At 65.6% G+C, this 18,292-nt stretch carries 19 protein-coding genes and 1 tRNA gene; 14 read left to right on the top strand and 6 right to left on the bottom strand.

Features of this window, described 5'->3' with window-relative positions:
* The first annotated feature begins 58 nt into the window (after positions 1–58).
* The 13 genes from ACYQ1H_RS10210 (at position 59) to ACYQ1H_RS10150 (ending at position 12,134) form a co-directional block, all read left to right on the top strand.
* Positions 59–135, top strand: a tRNA-Val gene (locus ACYQ1H_RS10210).
* A gap of 51 nt (positions 136–186) precedes the next feature.
* A complete protein-coding gene (gene thrS / locus ACYQ1H_RS10205) occupies positions 187–2,103 on the top strand; it encodes a threonine--tRNA ligase (protein WP_460027949.1) in 1,917 nt (638 codons plus the stop codon).
* 15 nt (positions 2,104–2,118) lie between these two features.
* Positions 2,119–2,649, top strand: coding sequence for a translation initiation factor IF-3 (gene infC / locus ACYQ1H_RS10200; protein ID WP_460027948.1), 531 nt, complete (start codon positions 2,119–2,121; stop codon positions 2,647–2,649).
* A 42-nt stretch (positions 2,650–2,691) separates the two neighbouring features.
* Positions 2,692–2,889: a 50S ribosomal protein L35 gene (rpmI, locus tag ACYQ1H_RS10195; protein WP_460027947.1), complete on the top strand. Its 198-nt coding sequence runs from the start codon at positions 2,692–2,694 to the stop codon at positions 2,887–2,889.
* 30 nt (positions 2,890–2,919) lie between these two features.
* A complete protein-coding gene (gene rplT / locus ACYQ1H_RS10190; protein ID WP_460027946.1) occupies positions 2,920–3,267 on the top strand; it encodes a 50S ribosomal protein L20 in 348 nt (115 codons plus the stop codon).
* 98 nt (positions 3,268–3,365) lie between these two features.
* Complete coding sequence (pheS, locus tag ACYQ1H_RS10185) at positions 3,366–4,388, top strand: phenylalanine--tRNA ligase subunit alpha (RefSeq protein ID WP_460027945.1); 1,023 nt, start codon at positions 3,366–3,368, stop codon at positions 4,386–4,388.
* A 21-nt stretch (positions 4,389–4,409) separates the two neighbouring features.
* Positions 4,410–6,788: a phenylalanine--tRNA ligase subunit beta gene (gene pheT, locus ACYQ1H_RS10180; RefSeq protein WP_460027944.1), complete on the top strand. Its 2,379-nt coding sequence runs from the start codon at positions 4,410–4,412 to the stop codon at positions 6,786–6,788.
* Between the two features lies 1 nt (position 6,789).
* Positions 6,790–7,098, top strand: coding sequence for an integration host factor subunit alpha (locus ACYQ1H_RS10175; RefSeq protein WP_460027943.1), 309 nt, complete (start codon positions 6,790–6,792; stop codon positions 7,096–7,098).
* 67 nt (positions 7,099–7,165) lie between these two features.
* Complete coding sequence (argC, locus tag ACYQ1H_RS10170) at positions 7,166–8,197, top strand: N-acetyl-gamma-glutamyl-phosphate reductase (RefSeq protein WP_460027942.1); 1,032 nt, start codon at positions 7,166–7,168, stop codon at positions 8,195–8,197.
* A gap of 4 nt (positions 8,198–8,201) precedes the next feature.
* On the top strand, positions 8,202–9,107 hold the full coding sequence (gene prmB, locus ACYQ1H_RS10165) for a 50S ribosomal protein L3 N(5)-glutamine methyltransferase (protein WP_460027941.1): 906 nt from the start codon (positions 8,202–8,204) through the stop codon (positions 9,105–9,107).
* A 66-nt stretch (positions 9,108–9,173) separates the two neighbouring features.
* The gene (locus ACYQ1H_RS10160; protein ID WP_460027940.1) at positions 9,174–9,788 is read left to right on the top strand and encodes an arylesterase; all 615 of its coding nucleotides are present in this window, start codon (positions 9,174–9,176) and stop codon (positions 9,786–9,788) included.
* A gap of 79 nt (positions 9,789–9,867) precedes the next feature.
* Positions 9,868–10,965, top strand: coding sequence for a chorismate synthase (gene aroC, locus ACYQ1H_RS10155; protein ID WP_460027939.1), 1,098 nt, complete (start codon positions 9,868–9,870; stop codon positions 10,963–10,965).
* 23 nt (positions 10,966–10,988) lie between these two features.
* Complete coding sequence (locus ACYQ1H_RS10150; RefSeq protein WP_460027938.1) at positions 10,989–12,134, top strand: MFS transporter; 1,146 nt, start codon at positions 10,989–10,991, stop codon at positions 12,132–12,134.
* A gap of 108 nt (positions 12,135–12,242) precedes the next feature.
* On the opposite strand, the gene mscL is transcribed toward ACYQ1H_RS10150, so the two are convergent.
* The 6 genes from mscL to ACYQ1H_RS10120 all read right to left on the bottom strand — a co-directional run bounded on the left by mscL (position 12,243) and on the right by ACYQ1H_RS10120 (position 16,937).
* Positions 12,243–12,698 carry a large conductance mechanosensitive channel protein MscL gene (gene mscL, locus ACYQ1H_RS10145; RefSeq protein ID WP_460027937.1) on the bottom strand — a complete coding sequence of 152 codons (456 nt, stop codon included), beginning with the start codon at positions 12,696–12,698 and terminating at the stop codon, positions 12,243–12,245.
* Positions 12,699–12,858: 160 nt separating this feature from the next.
* A complete protein-coding gene (gene sufT / locus ACYQ1H_RS10140) occupies positions 12,859–13,419 on the bottom strand; it encodes a putative Fe-S cluster assembly protein SufT (RefSeq protein WP_460027936.1) in 561 nt (186 codons plus the stop codon).
* A gap of 20 nt (positions 13,420–13,439) precedes the next feature.
* Positions 13,440–14,135, bottom strand: coding sequence for an SDR family NAD(P)-dependent oxidoreductase (locus ACYQ1H_RS10135; RefSeq protein WP_460027935.1), 696 nt, complete (start codon positions 14,133–14,135; stop codon positions 13,440–13,442).
* Positions 14,132–14,857 carry a phosphoglycolate phosphatase gene (gene gph, locus ACYQ1H_RS10130; RefSeq protein ID WP_460027934.1) on the bottom strand — a complete coding sequence of 242 codons (726 nt, stop codon included), beginning with the start codon at positions 14,855–14,857 and terminating at the stop codon, positions 14,132–14,134. Before gph ends, ACYQ1H_RS10135 begins: the two co-directional genes overlap by 4 nt.
* Positions 14,858–14,861: 4 nt before the next feature.
* Entirely contained in the window at positions 14,862–15,575 is a 714-nt protein-coding gene (gene ubiG / locus ACYQ1H_RS10125; protein WP_460027933.1) for a bifunctional 2-polyprenyl-6-hydroxyphenol methylase/3-demethylubiquinol 3-O-methyltransferase UbiG, read from the bottom strand.
* A gap of 42 nt (positions 15,576–15,617) precedes the next feature.
* Complete coding sequence (locus ACYQ1H_RS10120; protein ID WP_460027932.1) at positions 15,618–16,937, bottom strand: TRZ/ATZ family hydrolase; 1,320 nt, start codon at positions 16,935–16,937, stop codon at positions 15,618–15,620.
* A 143-nt stretch (positions 16,938–17,080) separates the two neighbouring features.
* On the opposite strand from ACYQ1H_RS10120, the gene ACYQ1H_RS10115 reads away from it, so the two are divergent.
* Positions 17,081–18,268 carry a pyridoxal phosphate-dependent aminotransferase gene (locus tag ACYQ1H_RS10115; protein ID WP_460027931.1) on the top strand — a complete coding sequence of 396 codons (1,188 nt, stop codon included), beginning with the start codon at positions 17,081–17,083 and terminating at the stop codon, positions 18,266–18,268.
* Positions 18,269–18,292 lie beyond the last annotated feature (24 nt).

Raw genomic sequence — 18,292 nt, 5'->3', positions numbered from 1 at the left:
ATTTTCTTCAGGGGCTTGTCATGCGTCAAAATTTGTCTATAATGATGGGCTTGATTGCAGGCGCGTAGCTCAGTTGGTTAGAGCACCACCTTGACATGGTGGGGGTCGTTGGTTCGAGTCCAATCGCGCCTACCAAATCTGGAAAAGCATCGCAGCGCGGTGCTTTTTTTGTCCTTGAGGTTTTCTATGCCTGTCATAACGCTGCCAGACGGTTCGCGCCGGGAGTTCGATCATCCGGTCTCGCTCATGGAGGTGGCGGCGTCCATTGGGGCTGGTCTGGCCAAGGCGGCGCTTGCCGGCCGCGTCGACGGGAAGTTGGTGGATCTTTCCCGGGTCATCGATGGTGATGCCGAGGTTGCCATCGTCACCGGTCGCGATGTGGAGGGTGTGGAGGTCATCCGCCATTCCACGGCCCACCTGCTGGCGCAGGCGGTGAAGTCGCTGTTCCCATCCGCTCAGGTCACCATCGGTCCGGTGGTCGACAACGGTTTCTATTACGACTTTTCCTACGAGCGGCCCTTCACGCCGGATGATCTTGCGGCCATCGAGAGGAAGATGGAAGAGCTGGCTGCCCAGTCGCTCCCGGTGGAGCGGCGGGAAATGCCGCGGGACGAGGCAGTCGACTTCTTTCTCCGGCAGGGCGAGTGCTACAAGGCGGAGATTATCCGCGATATCCCTGCGGATCAGCCGATCTCGCTATATCGTCAGGGGGACTTCATCGACCTCTGCCGCGGGCCTCATGTGCCGGATACCGGCAGGCTGAAGGCCTTCAAGCTGATGAAGATCGCGGGTGCCTACTGGCGCGGCGACTCCCGCAACGAGATGTTGCAGCGCATCTACGGCACGGCATGGGCGGACAGGAAGGAACTCAAGGATTATCTGTGCCGGCTCGAGGAGGCGGAGCGGCGCGATCATCGCAAGATCGGCAAGGCGCTGGATCTCTTCCACATGCAGGAAGAGGCGCCCGGCATGGTGTTCTGGCACCCCAAGGGTTGGGTGTTGTGGCAGATTGTCGAGCAGTACATGCGGGCGATCTTCCGCGATCATGGCTATGCGGAAATCCGTACCCCCTTGGTCGTTTCCCGCACCCTTTGGGAAAAGTCAGGGCACTGGGAAAAGTTCCAGGGCGACATGTTTACCACGGCTTCCGAGCAGCGCGACTACGCCATCAAGCCGATGAACTGTCCCTGTCATGTGCAGGTGTACAACCAGGGGCTCAAGAGCTACCGGGATTTGCCGCTGCGCTTGGCCGAGTTCGGCTCCTGCCATCGCAACGAACTGTCGGGCGTTCTGCATGGTCTGATGCGGGTGCGCGGCTTTACCCAGGATGATGCCCACATCTTCTGTGCGGAAGGGCAGGTCCAGTCGGAGGTCTCCTCCTTCATCGATCTCCTGCACCAGGTCTACGCCGATTTTGGCTTCACCAGGGTGCAGGTCAAGCTTTCCACCCGGCCCGTCAACCGGGTGGGTTCGGACGAGGTCTGGGACAGGGCCGAGGCCGCGCTGGAGGAGGCGCTCAACGCCAAGGGGCTGGAGTGGCAACTGCAGCCGGGCGAAGGTGCCTTCTACGGGCCCAAGATCGAATTCTCCCTGTCCGACTGTCTGGACCGGGTCTGGCAATGCGGCACCATCCAGGTCGATTTTTCGATGCCGGAGCGTCTCGGCGCCGTATATGTCGCCGAGGATGGCAGCAAGCGCACGCCGGTCATACTGCACCGCGCGATCCTCGGATCCCTGGAGCGGTTCATCGGCATCCTGGTCGAGCACTATGCGGGGTATTTCCCGCTGTGGTTGGCGCCGGTGCAGGCGATGGTGCTGAATATCACCGACGCCCAGACGGATTACGCGCGTGGCGTCGAGATGGCATTGCGTTCGCGGGGCCTGCGTGCCGAGTCCGACTTGAGAAATGAGAAGATCGGCTTTAAAATCCGTGAGCACTCGATGCAGCGCGTGCCCTATCTCATCATTGTCGGTGAGAAAGAAATTGAGTCCCGGACCGTCTCCCTGCGCACTCAGAAGGGGGATGATCTGGGACTCTTTAGTTTGGATGGGCTGATGGAAAAGCTCTGTGCAGAAGTCAACGAGCGCGTTGCGACCCCTTAACCGTCTTGGGAGGATTTGGTTATCAGTGCCGATAGAAAAGAGCCGCGGCTAAACGACGAGATTCAGTATTCCAATGTTCGCCTGATCGATGCCGACGGCAATCAGGTGGGCGTGGTTTCCAGTCGTGAAGCGCGCCAGATGGCCTATGATGCCGATCTCGACCTCGTCGAAATCTCTCCCGGCGCCGAGCCGCCCGTTTGCCGGATCATGGACTATGGCAAGTTTCGGTTCGAGCAGAACAAGAAACTCGCCGCTGCCAAGAAAAAGCAGAAGCAGATCCAGGTCAAGGAAATCAAGTTCCGGCCGGGTACCGACGTAGGCGATTATCAGATCAAGCTCAAGAATCTGATCCGTTTCCTGGAGGACGGTGACAAGGCCAAGGTTACCGTGCGCTTTCGCGGCCGGGAATTGAGCCACAAGGAATTGGGCATGGAGTTGCTGAAGCAGATCGAGACGGATTTGCAGGAGCATGCCTCGGTGGAGCAGTTTCCCAAGATGGAGGGGCGGCAGATGGTCATGATGCTGGCCCCGAAGAAAAAGAAGTAAACGATTTGTTGTTTGAGTTTTTAGAGCCAACCGGAGAGCGTAATGCCAAAGTTGAAAACCAACCGGGGCGCGGCGAAACGTTTCAAGAAAACCGCATCTGGCGGTTTCAAGTGCAACCACTCGTTCCGTCGTCATATCCTGACCAAGAAGAGCACCAAGCGTAAGCGTCAGTTGCGCAGCCCCAACGCCATTCATGCTTCGGATGTGCGCAGCGCCGCGCGCATGCTTCCGTACAGCTGAGTTTTCTGACCGAAGAGTAAAGAGGGTCCAATGCCTAGAGTAAAACGTGGCGTCACCGCGCGTGCCCGCCACAAGAAAGTCCTCAAGCAGGCCAAGGGGTATTACGGTGCCCGCAGTCGGGTATACCGTGTCGCCAAGCAGGCCGTCATCAAGGCAGGCCAGTATGCCTACCGTGATCGCCGTCAAAGGAAGCGCCAGTTCCGTGCGCTGTGGATCGTGCGCATCAATGCCGCCGCCCGCGAATTCGGGCTGTCCTACAGCCGTTTCATGGCAGGTCTGAGCAGGGCCTCGGTCGTGATCGACCGCAAGGTGCTGGCCGATCTGGCCGTGCGCGACAAGGACGCCTTCGCCGAACTTGCCAGGATCGCGCAGGGCTGAGCCGTCGGCCCTCCCGGTGGAGCCCCGATTCCGGGTGCTCCGCCACATGAAGGTTTCATCCCCCTCTTCAAGCAGAATTCACTGCCCCGCTTCCCATTATGGTTACCCTTGAGGATGTACTGTTACAGGCGCAAGGGGAGCTTGCCGCGGCATCCACGCTGACGCTGCTGGATCAGGTCCGGGTTCAGTATCTGGGCAAGAAAGGCCTGATCACGGAGCAGATGAAGGCTCTGGGCGGCCTGCCGCCCGAGGCCCGCAAGGAGGTTGGCGCGCGCATCAATCAGGCGCGCGACCGATTTGCTGCGGCGCTGGAGGCGCGCAAGTCGGAGCTCGAGGCCGAGGCGCTGGAGCAGCGTCTGGCCAGCGAAACCCTCGACGTGACCTTGCCCGGACGCGGCCAGCGGACCGGTGGACTGCACCCGGTGACCCTGACCATGCGCCGCATAGCGGCCTTGTTCGAGCGGGTCGGTTTCGAGGTCGTCGAAGGTCCGGAGGTCGAGGACGACTACCATAACTTCGAGGCTCTCAACATCCCCGCCTCGCATCCGGCGCGGGCGATGCACGACACCTTCTATTTCGACGCGCATACCCTGCTGCGAACCCATACCTCGCCGGTACAGGTTCGGGTGATGGAAAGCCGCACCCCACCACTGCGGGTCATTGCGCCGGGGCGGGTATACCGCTGCGATTCGGATCTGACACACACGCCGATGTTCCACCAGGTCGAAGGTTTCCTGGTCGACGAGAATGTCAGTTTCGCCGATCTGCGCGGGATTCTGGACGAGTTCCTGCGGCTGTTCTTCGAGAAGGACGTGCAGGTGCGGTTCCGCCCCTCCTATTTTCCCTTCACCGAACCGTCGGCCGAGGTCGACATCGAATGTGTCATGTGCGGCGGCAAGGGTTGCCGGGTGTGTGGGCAGAGCGGCTGGCTGGAGATCATGGGCTGCGGCATGATCCATCCGCGGGTGTTCGGTTTCGTCGATATCGACCCGGAGCGTTATACCGGCTTCGCCTTCGGGCTGGGAGTGGAGCGCATGGCCATGCTCCGTTACGGGATCAACGATCTCCGGCTGTTCTTCGAGAACGATCTCAAGTTCCTCAAGCAATTCGCCGCCTTCTAGGCGTCCGTTACCCTCATCACCATGCGTTTTAGCGAAGCCTGGCTCCGAAGCTATATCAATCCGCCCCTGACGACGGGAGAACTGGTGCATCAGGTCACTATGGCGGGCCTTGAGGTTGATAGCGTCACACCCGCCGCCGGCGCGTTCACCGGCGTCGTGGTGGGGGAAATCCTGGCGGCGGAGCCGCACCCGGAGGCGGATCGGCTGAGAGTCTGCCGCGTCGACGCCGGCCATGCGGAGCCGCTGCAAATCGTTTGCGGCGCCCCCAACGCGCGCGTCGGCCTGCGGGCGCCCTTGGCGCTGGAAGGCGCCGTGCTGCCCGGCGGTATGGCCATCAAGGCATCCCGGCTGCGGGGGGTGCAGTCCTTCGGCATGCTTTGCTCGGCCAGGGAACTCGGCATCGACGAGGATGCCGCCGGTCTCATGGAACTGCCCGGCGATGCCCCGGTCGGCATGTCCCTGCGCGATTACCTGCAATTGGACGATAACCTCCTCGAGGTCGATCTGACGCCAAACAGGGCGGATTGCCTCAGCGTCGAAGGCATTGCCCGCGAGGTTGCGCTGCTCAACGATCTGCCCCTGCAGAGTCCGGCGATCCAGCCGGTCGCGCAGGGGCACGACGCGTGCGTGGGTGTGGCGCTGGAGGCGCCGGAAGCCTGCCCCCGCTATCTCGGCCAGCTGATCCGGCACGTCAACCGTGCGGCGCCCACCCCCCTGTGGATGAAGGAGCGCCTGCGGCGTTCCGGCCTGCGCTCGCTGGATGTGGTGGTGGACATCACCAACTATGTCCTGCTGGAGCTGGGCCAGCCGCTGCATGCCTTCGATGCCGAGAAGCTGAACGGCGACATTCGCGTCAGGTATGCCCGCGAGGGCGAGACGCTGCGGCTCCTCAACGACCAGGAGCTGACCCTGCATGCCGACACCCTGGTCATCGCCGATCAGACCAGGGCGCTGGCTCTGGCCGGCATCATGGGCGGCAGCGAATCCGCCGTGGGAGCGGACACGCGGCACATCTTTCTCGAATGTGCTTTCTTCACGCCCGAGCGGATCATGGGCAAGGCTCGTCGCTACGGCCTCAATACCGATGCCTCGCACCGTTTCGAGCGTGGCGTCAGCTTCGAGCTGCAAGCGCGCGCCCTGGCCCGTGCCGCCGAGTTGATCGTGGCGCTGGCCGGTGGCGAGGCCGGGCCGGCCGTCGAGTCGCTCAGCGCCGAACACCTGCCGGTTCGCCAGCCGATCCTGCTGAGAGCCAACCGCATCCATCGCGTCCTTGGCCTGGCGATCGCCGCGGCGCGCATCGAAGCCATGCTCGCAGGGCTCGGCATGCGCAGCGAGCCGCATCCGGAGGGCTGGACCGTCGTGCCACCTGCCTTCCGCTTCGATATCGCCATCGAAGCCGATCTGATCGAGGAAATCGGCCGCGTCCATGGCTACGATCACCTGCCGCGCCGGCGCCCGGTCATGGTCGCCGCCATGCAGCCCGCGTCCGAGACACGGCTGTCGCTGAATCGCGTCAAGGACCTGCTGGTTGACCGCGGCTATCAGGAGGCGGTGACCTACAGTTTCGTCGAACCCGGCCTCCAGCGCCTGGTCGAGCCGGACGTGGAGCCCCTGGCGCTGAAGAATCCGATTTCGGCTGAACTCGCCGTCATGCGGACCAGCCTCTGGCCCGGGCTGCTGGATGCGGCCATCAAGAATGCCAACCGCCAGCAGACCCGCATCCGGCTGTTCGAGAGCGGCCTCAGGTTCGTGCCGTCCCACGACGGCCTGTCGCAGTCCAAGGCCATTGCCTGGCTGGCAATGGGGCCCGTGCATGCGGAGCAGTGGGCGGAGAAGGCGCGGATGCTGGATTTCTACGACATCAAGGCCGATGTCGAGGCCCTGGTGTCGCTGACGGGGCGCGTGGATGAACTGCGGTTTGCCGCCGCCGGACATCCGGCCCTGCATCCCGGGCAGTCGGCCCGGATTTACCTGGGCGAGACACCGCTCGGCTGGCTGGGCATGCTGCATCCTCGCCTGGAGCAGCGTCTGGATTTCGGGCAGCAGCTATTCCTGGTCGAACTGGATCAGGCGCTGCTGCTGAATCGTGCCGTACCCCGGTTCTCGCCGCTCTCGCGGTTCCCGGCCGTGCGTCGCGATCTGGCCCTGCTCGTCGACGATGGCCTGCCGGTGGCCGAGCTGCTGGCCGAGGCCCGGCGGCAGGGTGGCAGCCTCTTGCAGGAGGTCGTGATCTTCGACGTCTACCGCGGAGCCGGCGTCGAGGCCGGCAAGAAAAGCGTGGCCCTGGGCCTGGTGTGGCAGGACGAGGCCGAAACCCTGGTCGACGCCCGTGTCGACGAAGCTGTTGGCCGGGTACTGGCGAGCCTTGCCGAGCGCTGTGGGGCGCGTTTGAGAGATTGATGTGGCGCTGACCAAGAACGACATGATGGAGCGGCTGATCGAGACTCTCGGCCTCAGCCGCAAGGATGCCAAGGATCTGGTCGACCAGTTCTTCGAGGAGATCAAGGCGGCCCTGGGGCGCGGCGAGCCGGTCAAGCTGTCCGGCTTTGGCAATTTCGACCTGCGCGACAAGAACGAACGTCCCGGCCGTAATCCCAAGACGGGCGAGGAAATCCCCGTCTCGGCCCGTCGGGTCGTGACCTTCAAGTCCGGGCAGAAGCTCAAGAGCCTGGTCGAGGCCTTCAACGGGCCGGTTTCGGAAGACCCCTGAGCCTGCGCGAGGGTCGGCCGGCGTTCCTGCCGTGCCGGCTGCGGGTGGACCAACACAGGAGTAATACATGATTCGTGCCGGCATCGTCGGAGGCACCGGGTACACCGGGGTCGAACTGCTGAGAATCCTGGCCCTGCATCCGTCGGTCGAGGTGGCCCAGGTAACCTCGCGTGGCGATGCCGGCAGGGCGGTCGCCGATGTCTATCCCAGCCTGCGCGGACATGTCCAGACGGCGTTTGTCGAGCCCGGCGTCGACGTGCTTGGCGGTTGCGATGTCGTGTTCTTTGCCACGCCCAATGGAACGGCCATGCGTCTGGTGCCGGCCCTGCTCGACAAGGGTATCCGCGTCATCGACCTTGCGGCCGATTTCCGGCTGCGCGATGCCGAAGCCTGGGTCCATTGGTACGGCGAACCCCATGCCTGCCCGGAACTACTGGTGGAAGCGGTTTACGGTCTGCCGGAGATCAACCGCGACGCCATACGCGAGGCCCGTCTCATCGCCTGCCCGGGCTGCTACCCGACCTCGGTACAGCTGGGGCTGCTGCCCTTGCTGGAGGCCGGCGTCATCCGGACGGACGATCTCATCGCCGATGTCAAGTCGGGCGTCAGCGGCGCCGGCCGCAAGGCGGAGCTTCCCTTCCTCATGAGCGAAACCGGCGAGAGCCTGAAGGCATACGGTGTCCAGGGCCACCGGCACTGGCCGGAAATCCGGCAGGGCTTGGCGCGGATCGCGGGCACGCCGGTGCACCTGACCTTCGTACCCCACCTGATTCCGATGATCCGCGGTATCCATGCGACCCTCTACGCCCGCCTCGCGGCGCCGGCGGACGACCTGCAGCGACTCTACGAACAGCGTTACCGGGACGAACCCTTTGTCGACGTTCTGCCCGCCGGCGCCCATCCCGACACCCGCAACGTGCGCGGTTCCAACCGTTGCCAGCTGGCGGTGCACCGGCCGCTGGATGGCGACACCATTGTCGTGCTGTCGGTGATCGACAACCTGGTCAAGGGCGCCGCCGGCCAGGCCGTGCAGGCCATGAACCTGATGTTCGGGCTGGACGAAACCGCAGGACTTATGGCCGTAGGCCTGTATCCCTAAACCCATGAATCGTCAGCTCGTGCTCGATCATCTGGTTTCCCTGCGCGACTACGTGCGCTATGCGGCCAGCCGCTTCAACGAGGCCGGCCTGTTCTTCGGCCACGGCACGGCGGGCGCGCTGGACGAGGCGGCCGCCCTCGTGCTGCATGCCCTGCATCTGCCCTACGATCTGCCGGGTGGCTATTTCACCGCCCATCTGACCCCGCCCGAGCGGGAACGGATCCTCGGTCTCATCGAGCGGCGCGTGGAGGAGCGCAAGCCGCTGGCCTACCTCACGCATGAGGCACCCTTCGCCGGCCTGTCGTTCTATGTCGACGAGCGGGTGCTGGTGCCGCGTTCGCCGATCGCGGAACTCATCGAGCAGCATTTTTCGCCCTGGCTGGATGCTCCGGAGGCGGTTACCGATATCCTCGACCTGTGCACCGGCAGCGGCTGCATCGCCATCGCCTGCGCCGTTGCGTTTCCCCAGGCCGAGGTCGATGCGGTTGATATCTCGCCCGATGCCCTGGCCGTCGCCCGCATCAATGTCGAGCGGCACCAACTCGCGGACCGGGTGCGGCTGGTCGAGTCGGACGTCTATGCGGCACTCGGCAACCGGCGCTATGACCTGATCGTCAGCAATCCGCCCTATGTCAATACCGACGAATGGCGGAGCCTGCCGCGGGAGTTCCACGCTGAGCCGCGCATCGGGCTGGAGTCGGGCGAGGACGGCCTGGATTGCGTGCGCCATATCCTGGAAGGCGCGCGGAGACATCTCAAGCCCAACGGCATCCTGGTGGTCGAGGTCGGCAGTGCGGCGGAGGCCTTGGAGGCCAATTTCCCCGAGGTTCCCTTCTGCTGGCTGGACTTCGAACGCGGCGGCGACGGGGTATTCCTGCTGACCGCCGGGCAGGTCGCGGCCTTCTTTTAGCGTTATCGTGCCGCCTGCGCGGCCGCGGAGGACCGGATGCACCACGTTGTCCCTTCGAGGCAGGGCTTGAATCACCTTCGGCTCTGGTGCCTGCTGCTGGCGGGATTCGCGCTGGCGCTGGTCGCCTGCAAGACCACCCTGCGGCAGAACCCGATTCCGTCCGATGGCAGGATACTCGCCTTTGGCGACAGCCTGACCTACGGCACCGGCGTGCTGCCCGAGCAGGGCTACCCCGCCGTGCTGCAGAGTCTGGTCAACCGCGAGGTCATCAATGGCGGCGTGCCCGGCGAGATTTCCGCCGACGGGCTGCGTCGGCTGGCGATTTGGCTGCAGGAATACGAGCCGAAGTACCTGATACTCTGCCACGGCGCCAACGATCTGCTGCGCGCACTCAGCGAGGAGAAGGCGGCCGAGAACGTGCGCGCGATGGTCAAGCTGGCGCGCGACCAGGGTATCGACGTGCTGCTGGTGGCCGTGCCGAAATTCGGTCTCCGGCGCTCGCCGCCGGGGTTCTACGAGGAAATCGCCCGCGAGTTCAACATCCCCCTGGAACGCAACGCGCTCGACGACATCGAACGCAATCCGGCGCTGAAATCGGACGCCGTGCATCCCAACGCCGCCGGCTACAGACTGCTGGCGCAGGCCATCGTCAAGCGTCTGCGGGAAACCGGGGCGCTGTGAGCGTTCGGCAGCTGAACGGCCCCTGAACAAGACCATACCGGGCTCACCCTTGGGCGGGTCCCTCTGACCGGGAATCGGCATGTCTGGAAACACCTTCGGAAAACTCTTTACCGTGACCTCTTTCGGCGAAAGCCACGGCCCCGCCATCGGCTGCATCGTCGACGGCTGCCCGCCGGGCCTGGCACTGTGCGAGGCGGATCTGCAGCACGACCTCGACCGCCGGCGGCCCGGGACTTCCCGCCACACCACCCAGCGGCGGGAGCCCGATGCGGTGCGCATCCTCTCCGGCGTGTTCGAGGGCCGGACCACGGGCACGCCGATCGGTCTCCTGATCGAGAATGTCGACCAGCGCTCCAAGGACTACGGCAACATCGCCACCCAGTTCCGGCCGGCCCATGCCGATTATGCCTATCACATGAAATATGGCTTCCGCGACTATCGCGGCGGCGGCCGCTCCTCGGCCCGCGAGACGGCCATGCGCGTCGCTGCCGGCGCCATCGCCAAGAAGTACTTGCGCGAGCGCTACGACGTCGAGGTGCGTGGCTATCTCGCGCAGCTGGGGCCGATCCACATCGACCGGGTGGACTGGGAGACCATCGACGACAACCCGTTCTTCTGCCCGGACCCCGACCGCGTTCCGGAGCTGGAAGCCTACATGGATGCCCTGCGCAAGGAGGGCGATTCGATCGGCGCCCGCATCAACGTGGTGGCAACCGGCGTGCCGCCGGGCTGGGGCGAGCCGATCTTCGACCGGCTGGATGCCGATCTCGCCCACGCCCTGATGAGCATCAACGCCGTCAAGGGCGTCGAGATCGGCGGCGGTTTCGCCTGTGTTGAAGCCAAGGGCACGGCCTTCCGTGATGAAATGACCCCGGCGGGCTTCCTCAGCAATCATGCCGGCGGCGTGCTCGGCGGCATTTCCTCCGGGCAGGACATCCTTGCCAGCATCGCCCTCAAGCCGACCTCCAGCCTGCGCCTGCCGGGTCGCTCGGTGAATCTGCACGGGGAACCGGTGGAGGTGGTCACCACCGGCCGCCACGACCCCTGCGTCGGCATCCGCGCCACGCCGATCGCCGAGGCCATGACCGCCCTGGTGCTGATGGATCATGCCCTGCGCCACCGGGCCCAGAATGCGGATGTCGCACCCGCTCTGACACCGCTCCCGCCCCGCGCCTGAAGCGCCGCGGTCCGGGCGCGGCGATGGCCGAGCGGGTGCCGGTCGTCCGGCTGGCGGGATTCTATCTCGCCTATTTCGCCATTCTCGGCATCCTGCTGCCCTACTGGCCGCTCTATCTTCAGCAGGCGGGCTACGATCCTGCCGTCATCGGCCTCGTCATGGCCGTCATGCCGGCCACCCGGATCGTTTCACCCGCATTCTGGGGCTGGCTGGCGGACCGCACCGGGCATACCCTGCGGCTGATTCGCTGGACCGGCTTTCTGGCCGGCGCGACCTTCGCGCTGATCGTCTGGCGGGATCGCCCGCTGTTCTGGCTGCTGGCCACCGTGCTGGCGTTCAGTTTCTGCTGGAACGCCACGCTGCCGCTGTTCGAGGCGGTGACGCTGAGCCACCTGGCCCGCCAGCTGCATCGTTACAGCCGGGTGCGGCTGTGGGGCTCCATCGGCTTTCTGCTGGCCGTCTGGGGTATGGGCGAACTGCTGGACCGGCTGGTTCCGATCGGCGCGCTGCCCTGGGCGATAGCTGGCCTCTTGGTCGGGCAATGGAGCGTGAGCCTGGCGGTTCCCCCTATCCGCGAGCGGCACCCGATGACCGCCAACGTATCCTTGCGGGCCATCCTGCGCCGTGGCGAGGTGGTCGGCTTCTTTCTCTCGGCGTCGCTGTTGCAGATGGCCCATGGGCCTTACTACGCGTTCTATTCCCTGCACCTGGAGGCGCTGGGCTTTACCGATAGCGAGATCGGCCAGTTGTGGGCGCTGGGAGTCCTGGCCGAGATCGTGCTGTTCTCTGTCCTGGGCCGCGTGCACCATTACGTGGGCCTGCGCCCGCTGCTGCTGGGCAGTCTGGCCTTGAGCGGCGTTCGTTGGCTGCTGATCGGCTGGGGCGGCGCGCGGATCGGGTTGCTGATCCTGGCCCAGCTTCTGCACGCTGCGAGCTTCGGCAGTGCCCATGCGGCAGCCGTGCAGATCGTTCACCGGAATTTCCAAGGACCGCATCATGCCAAGGGGCAGGCACTCTACAGCAGCCTGGCCTATGGCGTGGGGGGCGCCATCGGCAGCCTGTACAGCGGCTTGCTCTGGCAGGGCTGGGGCGCATCGTGGATATTCACGTCGGCCGCGGGCATCAGCCTTCTGGCTCTGGTGGCAGCCTGGCCGCGGGTGGGTCGGTAGCCCCGCCGCCGGCGCGGCGGGGACATCCTGCCCGCTATCCGGGCGGGGCTCCCGCAGGCGGGCATCGAGGGGCATGAGCCTGTTCTTCCCCCGGAGTCGCGGGTAGCCTCAGGAAGCGGATTTCTGCTTCAGCAGATCGCGAATTTCCCTCAGCAGCCTGATGTCGGCCGGGTCTTCAGACGGCGCTGCCGGTGGCTGGTGGCGCTGGCCCAGCGCCACCAGCTTGTTCATGGGTTTGATGATGACGAAGAAGACCACGGCAGCGGTGAGCAGGAAGCTGAAGACGGCGCCCAGGATAATGCCGATATCCAGTTCGATCAGTTTGTTGACCGAATGGGTGACGGTCTGGCCGGCGGCATTCGTTTCGGTGACCTCGATCATCTTCCGCATGATCGGGATGGTCAGCTTCGGCTGCGGTCCGCCGCCCGCCAGCGCCAGGATCGGCTCGATGATGCCCTTGCTGAAGGCGGTGACGATGCCTGTGAAGGCCGCGCCGATGATGACGCCGGTGGACAGATCCACGACGTTGCCCTTGAGGATGAATGTCTTGAATTCTTCGAACATGACCTTTGTCTCCCTGGTGAAATGAGGTGATCCGGACAGCGAGACCGGGGCAATGCTCGGCCATGCTCCCGGCCTCGCTTCAAGTATGGCGCAGGCCCGGGCGCGGGTCACCCGGCGGGAAACCGGTTGGTGGGAGAGGGGGCAAGGTCGCCCCGGCGGTCTACAGCATGCCCAGTTGCAACTGGGCCACTTCCGACATGCGGTCGCGCGACCAGGGCGGGTCGAAGACCACTTCCACCCGGACGCGCTCGACGCCGGGCAGGCTCTTGATGGCGGCCTCGGCATCCAGTTGCAGCACCGGACCCATGCCGCAGCCCGGCGCGGTCAGCGTCATGATGACATGGACCTCGTTGCCGCCCGCGGGCAGGGGTTTGACCTGGCAATGGTAGACCAGGCCCAGCTCGACGATGTTGACCGGGATTTCCGGATCGTAGATGGTCCGCAGCACTTCCCAGACATTCTTCTCGATGGTCTCGGGGTCGGTGCCGCTGGCGATGTTGGTGTGGATCGGCGGTTCCTTGCCCAGCGCATCGGCATCGTCGCCGGCGATGCGGACCATATGTCCGGTTTCGTCGAGTACGGTGAAATTGCCGCCCAGCGACTGGGTGAGGGTGACGATGTGGCCCTGCGGCAGGGTGTCGGGCGTTCCGTCCGGGATGCGCACGACGTTGACGTCCCGGTGCAGGCAGATGCTTTCACGTCCATATCCCAGCATTGACATAGCGGACTCCGTTGTGGCGGTTAGCGTGGTGTAGCCGGCGCGAGCAGGCGCAGCAGCGGTTCGGCGTGGGTATCGGGTGACGGCAGGCAGTCGAGTTCCTCGCCGGGATAGGCACACAGGCGTACCGGGCTGCGCATCGGGCCCGGCGTGTAGACCTCGGCGTGCAGGCCGAAGCTCCCCGCCTCGGCGTTGAACAGGGCCGCCAGGCTGGCAAGTCCCAGCTTGGCGATGCCGTAGCCACCCCAGAAGGGCTTGCCCTCGGCGACCGCCGAGTCGCCGACGAAAATCACGCGGCCGCCACCCGAGGCGCGCATCAGCTCCAGCACGGCGCGAGTAAGCAGGAAGGGCGCCGTCAGGTTGACCTGCAACTGCCGCTGCCAGCGCACGGCCTCCACCTGCGCCAGCGGCGCAAGATGGCCCAGCTCGGCGGCGGCATGTATCAGCCCATGCAGGCCGCCCAGCTCGCGCTGCAGGGTCGCGGCCAGCTCGGCGTAATCGTCCTCGCCAGCCCCGGCGAGGTCCAGCGGGTACAGGGCGGGTTCGGCGGCGCCGCGTGCCTTGAGCGCGTCGTACAGGGCTTCCAGCCGGCGCACCTTGCGTCCCAGCAGGACGACGGTGGCGCCCGCGTCCGCCGCCGCGCGCGCGGCCACCGATCCGAGGGCCCCGGTCGCGCCGGTGATCAGGATCACCCGGTTTTCCAGAAGGCGTCCGCTCATTGGTTGACCTCGATCCAGGGCAGCAGGTCGGCCGGATGGCTCAGGGTCGCGTCCGCGCCCCAGGCGTCGACATCCTCGTCGTCGGCGATGTAGCCGTAGAGCGCCGCCAGCGTGGCCATGCCTGCCCGCCGTCCTGCCTCGATGTCGCGGGCGGCATCGCCGACATAGACGCAGCACTCGGCGCGAACCCCCAGGCGCTGGCTGGCCTCCAGCAGCGGCAACGGGTGCGGTTTGCTTTCCGCCGTGGTGTCGCCGCTGACGATGCAGCCGGCGCGGCGGTTCAGGTGCAGGGCCTCGGCCAGCGGGGTGGTGAAGCGGCTGTGCTTGTTGGTGACGATGCCCCAGGGCAGCCCGCGTGCGTCCAGCGCATCAAGCGCCGCTTCCATGCCATCGAAATAGCCGGTCCGGCGCGCCGGATTGTCGGCGTAGTATGCGAGCATGCTTTCCAGCAGGCGCTCGAACAGTGGCTGGTAGGCTGTGCCGACCTGGTTGACGGACGGGTAGCTGGCTACCGGCCGCTGCTCCACGGCCTTGACCAGCCAGTAGCCCAGGATGGTGCGCGCGCCGCCCGAGATGTGGGGTTTGATCTCCTCGATCGGGCAGGGCGGCAGGCCTTCGGTCGCCAGCGCCTGGTTGGCGGCGGCGACCAGGTCGGGTGCGGTATCCAGCAGGGTACCGTCGAGGTCGAACAGGACACCGCCGACGGGGGGGCGCGACAGCATCCGCCTAGGCCTCCGGTTTGGCAAACACGGCCAGGTAGTTGACGTCCAGATCCCGGCGGCTGAGGCTGAACTGTCCGGTGAACGGGCTGTAGACCACGCCGTCCAGGCCCAGCAGTTCCAGCCCGGCGGCGCGGGCCCAGTGGTCGAGTTCCGACGGGCGGATGAAGGTGGAGAAGTCGTGGGTGCCACGCGGGATCATGTTGAGCAGGTATTCCGCTCCGACGATGGCGAGCAGGTAGGCCTTGAGCTTGCGGTTCAGGGTCGAGAAGAACACCCGTCCGCCCGGCTTCACCAGTTGCGCGCAGGCGCGCACCACCGAGGCGGGATCGGGGACATGCTCCAGCATCTCCATGCAGGTCACATGATCGAAGCTGGCGGGCTGCTGCCCGGCCAGGGCTTCCACGCTGGTCAGCCGATAGTCGATGGCGAGCCCGCCGGTTTCGGCGTGGGCGCGCGCCACGGCCAGCAGCTCCCGGCCCAGGTCGATGCCGGTGACGGTGGCGCCCGCCTGCGCCAGTCCCTCGCTGAGGATGCCGCCGCCGCAGCCGACATCGAGCACCTGCCGCTCCGGCAGCTCGGCATAGGAGCGGATGAATTGCAGCCGCAGGGGATTCACCGCGTGCAGCGTCTTGAATTCGCCGCGCGGGTCCCACCAGCGGTCGGCCTGGGCGCCGAATTTCTCGATTTCGTGTTCGTGGACGTTTTCAGCAGTGGTCATGGTGGCATCCGGCTGCGTGATGGCAATGGGGTGGCGAGGAGATCAGGCACGGGCCTGGAGCTTGCTCCGCCAGGCGGTGGCCTTGCGGCCGATGTCGTCGGTGTCCAGCGTGGTCAGCTGGCGGTTCTCCAGCAGTCGCCGGCCACCGACCCAGACATCGGTGACCTGGTGGCGGCTGGCCGCGTAGACCAGATCGGAAATCGGGTTGAACAGCGGCTGGGTCTCGATGCCGTCCAGCCGTATGGCGGCGACGTCGGCCCATTTGCCGGCCTCGAGCGAGCCGATGTCGGCGTCCAGGCCCAGCGCCCTGGCACCGTTGAGGGTGGCCATGCGCAGCGCGGTCGGTGCCGGGATGGTGCTGGCATCGCCGGCAACGGCCTTGGCCAGCAGGGCGCTCATGCGCATTTCGCCCATGACATCCAGGTCGTTGTTGCTGGCGGCGCCATCGGTGCCGATGGCCACATTGACGCCGGCCTGCACCAGCCTGGCTACCGGACAGAAGCCGCTGGCCAGCTTGAGGTTGGATTCCGGGCAGTGGGCGACACTGGCGCCGGTGGCGGCCATCAGGGCGATCTCCTCATCGGTCAGCTGCGTCATGTGCACGGCCAGGAAGCCGGGGCCCAGCAGTTCCAGCTGCTTCAGCCGGTTGAGGGGGCGCAGCCCGTATTGCTGGCGGCTCTGCTCGATCTCCTGGGCTGTTTCGTGCACGTGCATGTGGATGGGCAGGTCGAGTTCGGCGGCCAGCGTGGCGATGCGCAGCAGGGGCTCGTCGGAGACGGTGTAGGGCGCGTGCGGGGCGAAGGCGAAGGCGAGGCGCGGGTCGTGCAGCCATTCGTCGCGCAGGGCCAGCCCCTTGTCCAGGTATTCCTCGGGACAACTTGCCCAGACGCTGGGGAAGTCGATCACGATCATGCCGATCACCGCCCGCATGCCGGCGCGCAGGGTCTGCTGCGCCGTCACCTCGGGAAAGAAATACATGTCGTTGAAGCAGGTCACGCCGCCGCGGATCATCTCCGCCATCGCCAGGTCGCTGCCGTCGCGGACGAAGCACTCGCTCATCCAGCGCTGTTCGAGCGGCCAGATATGGTCGGTCAGCCATTCCATCAGCGGGCGGTCGTCGGCGATGCCGCGCAGGAGCGACATGGCGGCATGGGTGTGGGCGTTCACCAGGCCGGGAATCAGCGCATGCTGCGGGAATGCCTCCTCGCGTGCCGCAGGATGGCGGGCCCGGGCCTCGTCCCGCGGCAGGATGGCGGCGATGCGGCCATCACAAAGGACCAGCGCATGGTCTTCCAGGACCAGCCCGTCCGGTTCCACGGGGATGATCCAGCGGGCGCTCAGCAGTCGGTCGGCGTCAGACATCCTAAAAAACCCAGTGATTTACTAAACTTTACCACAGGGCAAGGCGATTCCGCTTGTGGCGCAAGCCGGGCATTTTAATTCAGCGGACCGGGCGCCGGTGGTTCCCGGTCTTACAATGGCGTCATTTCCGCCCGGTTGATGTCATGCAGACAGTTCCCTTCCGCTCGAGTCGGCCTCTGGCCGAGGTCCAGGCACCCATCATCCCCGTCATTGCCGACCTGGTGCGCCGGCATCCCGGCACGATCTCCCTGGGGCAGGGAGTGGTGTCCTACGGGCCCCCCGCCGCCGCATTGCAAGCTGCCCGGCAATTCGGCGAGCGGCCGGATCAGCATCGCTACGGTCCCGTGCAGGGCCAGCCCGAGCTGCTGGAGCGGATCGCCCGCAAACTGGCTGTCGAGAATGGCCTGTCCCTGGGGCCGGAGCGGCGACTGCTGGTCACGGCCGGTGCCAACATGGCATTCCTGAATGCCGTATTGGCCATCGCCGATCCCGGCGACGAGGTCATCCTGCCGCTGCCGTATTACTTCAACCAGGAAATGGCGGTCCGCATGATCGGCTGCGTACCGGTCACGGTACCGACCCGGCCGGATTTCCAGCTGGATCTGGACGCGCTGGCGCACGCCATCACCCCGCGCACGCGTGCCATCGTCACCGTTTCCCCCAACAATCCCACGGGCGCCGTCTACCCTGAGGCGGATCTCCGCGCCGTCAACCGGCTCTGCCGCGAGGCCGGGATCTACCATATCGCCGACGAGGCCTACGAGTATTTCACCTGGGAGGGTGCCCGGCACTTCTCCCCGGCTGCCGGCGAGGGCTCGGAAGCGCATACCCTGACGCTCCATTCCCTGTCCAAGGCCTATGGCATGGCGAGCTGGCGGATCGGCTACCTGGTCCTGCCGGCCCACCTGGAGGCGGCCGTGCTGAAGGTGCAGGACACCAACCTCATCTGTGCGCCGGGTATTTCCCAGGCCGCCGCAGCAGCGGCCCTGGCGGTCGGCAAGGCCTATTGCGCGGGACATCTGCAATCCTTGGCCGAGGTGCGCCTGCGGGTGCTCGAACAACTGGAGCCCCTGCGCGACCACTGCCGGATTCCCGCCGCCGAAGGCGCCTTCTACCTGTTGCTGCGGGTGGAGACGGCGCTGGATTCCCTGTCCCTGGCCGAACGGCTGATTCGTGAACACGGGGTTGCCGTGATTCCCGGCGCGGCGTTCGGTCTGACCGAGGGTTGCCACCTTCGCATCGCCTATGGTGCGCTGGAACGGGAAACCCTGGGTGAGGGCATCCGCCGACTGGCGCAGGGCCTGCAGGCATTGACGACGGCACATGCCTAGCGGACACCGGGCGGGCATGGCCAC

Source organism: Methyloparacoccus murrellii (genome assembly GCF_054657115.1).
This window is presented reverse-complemented; position numbering and strand designations above follow the sequence as displayed.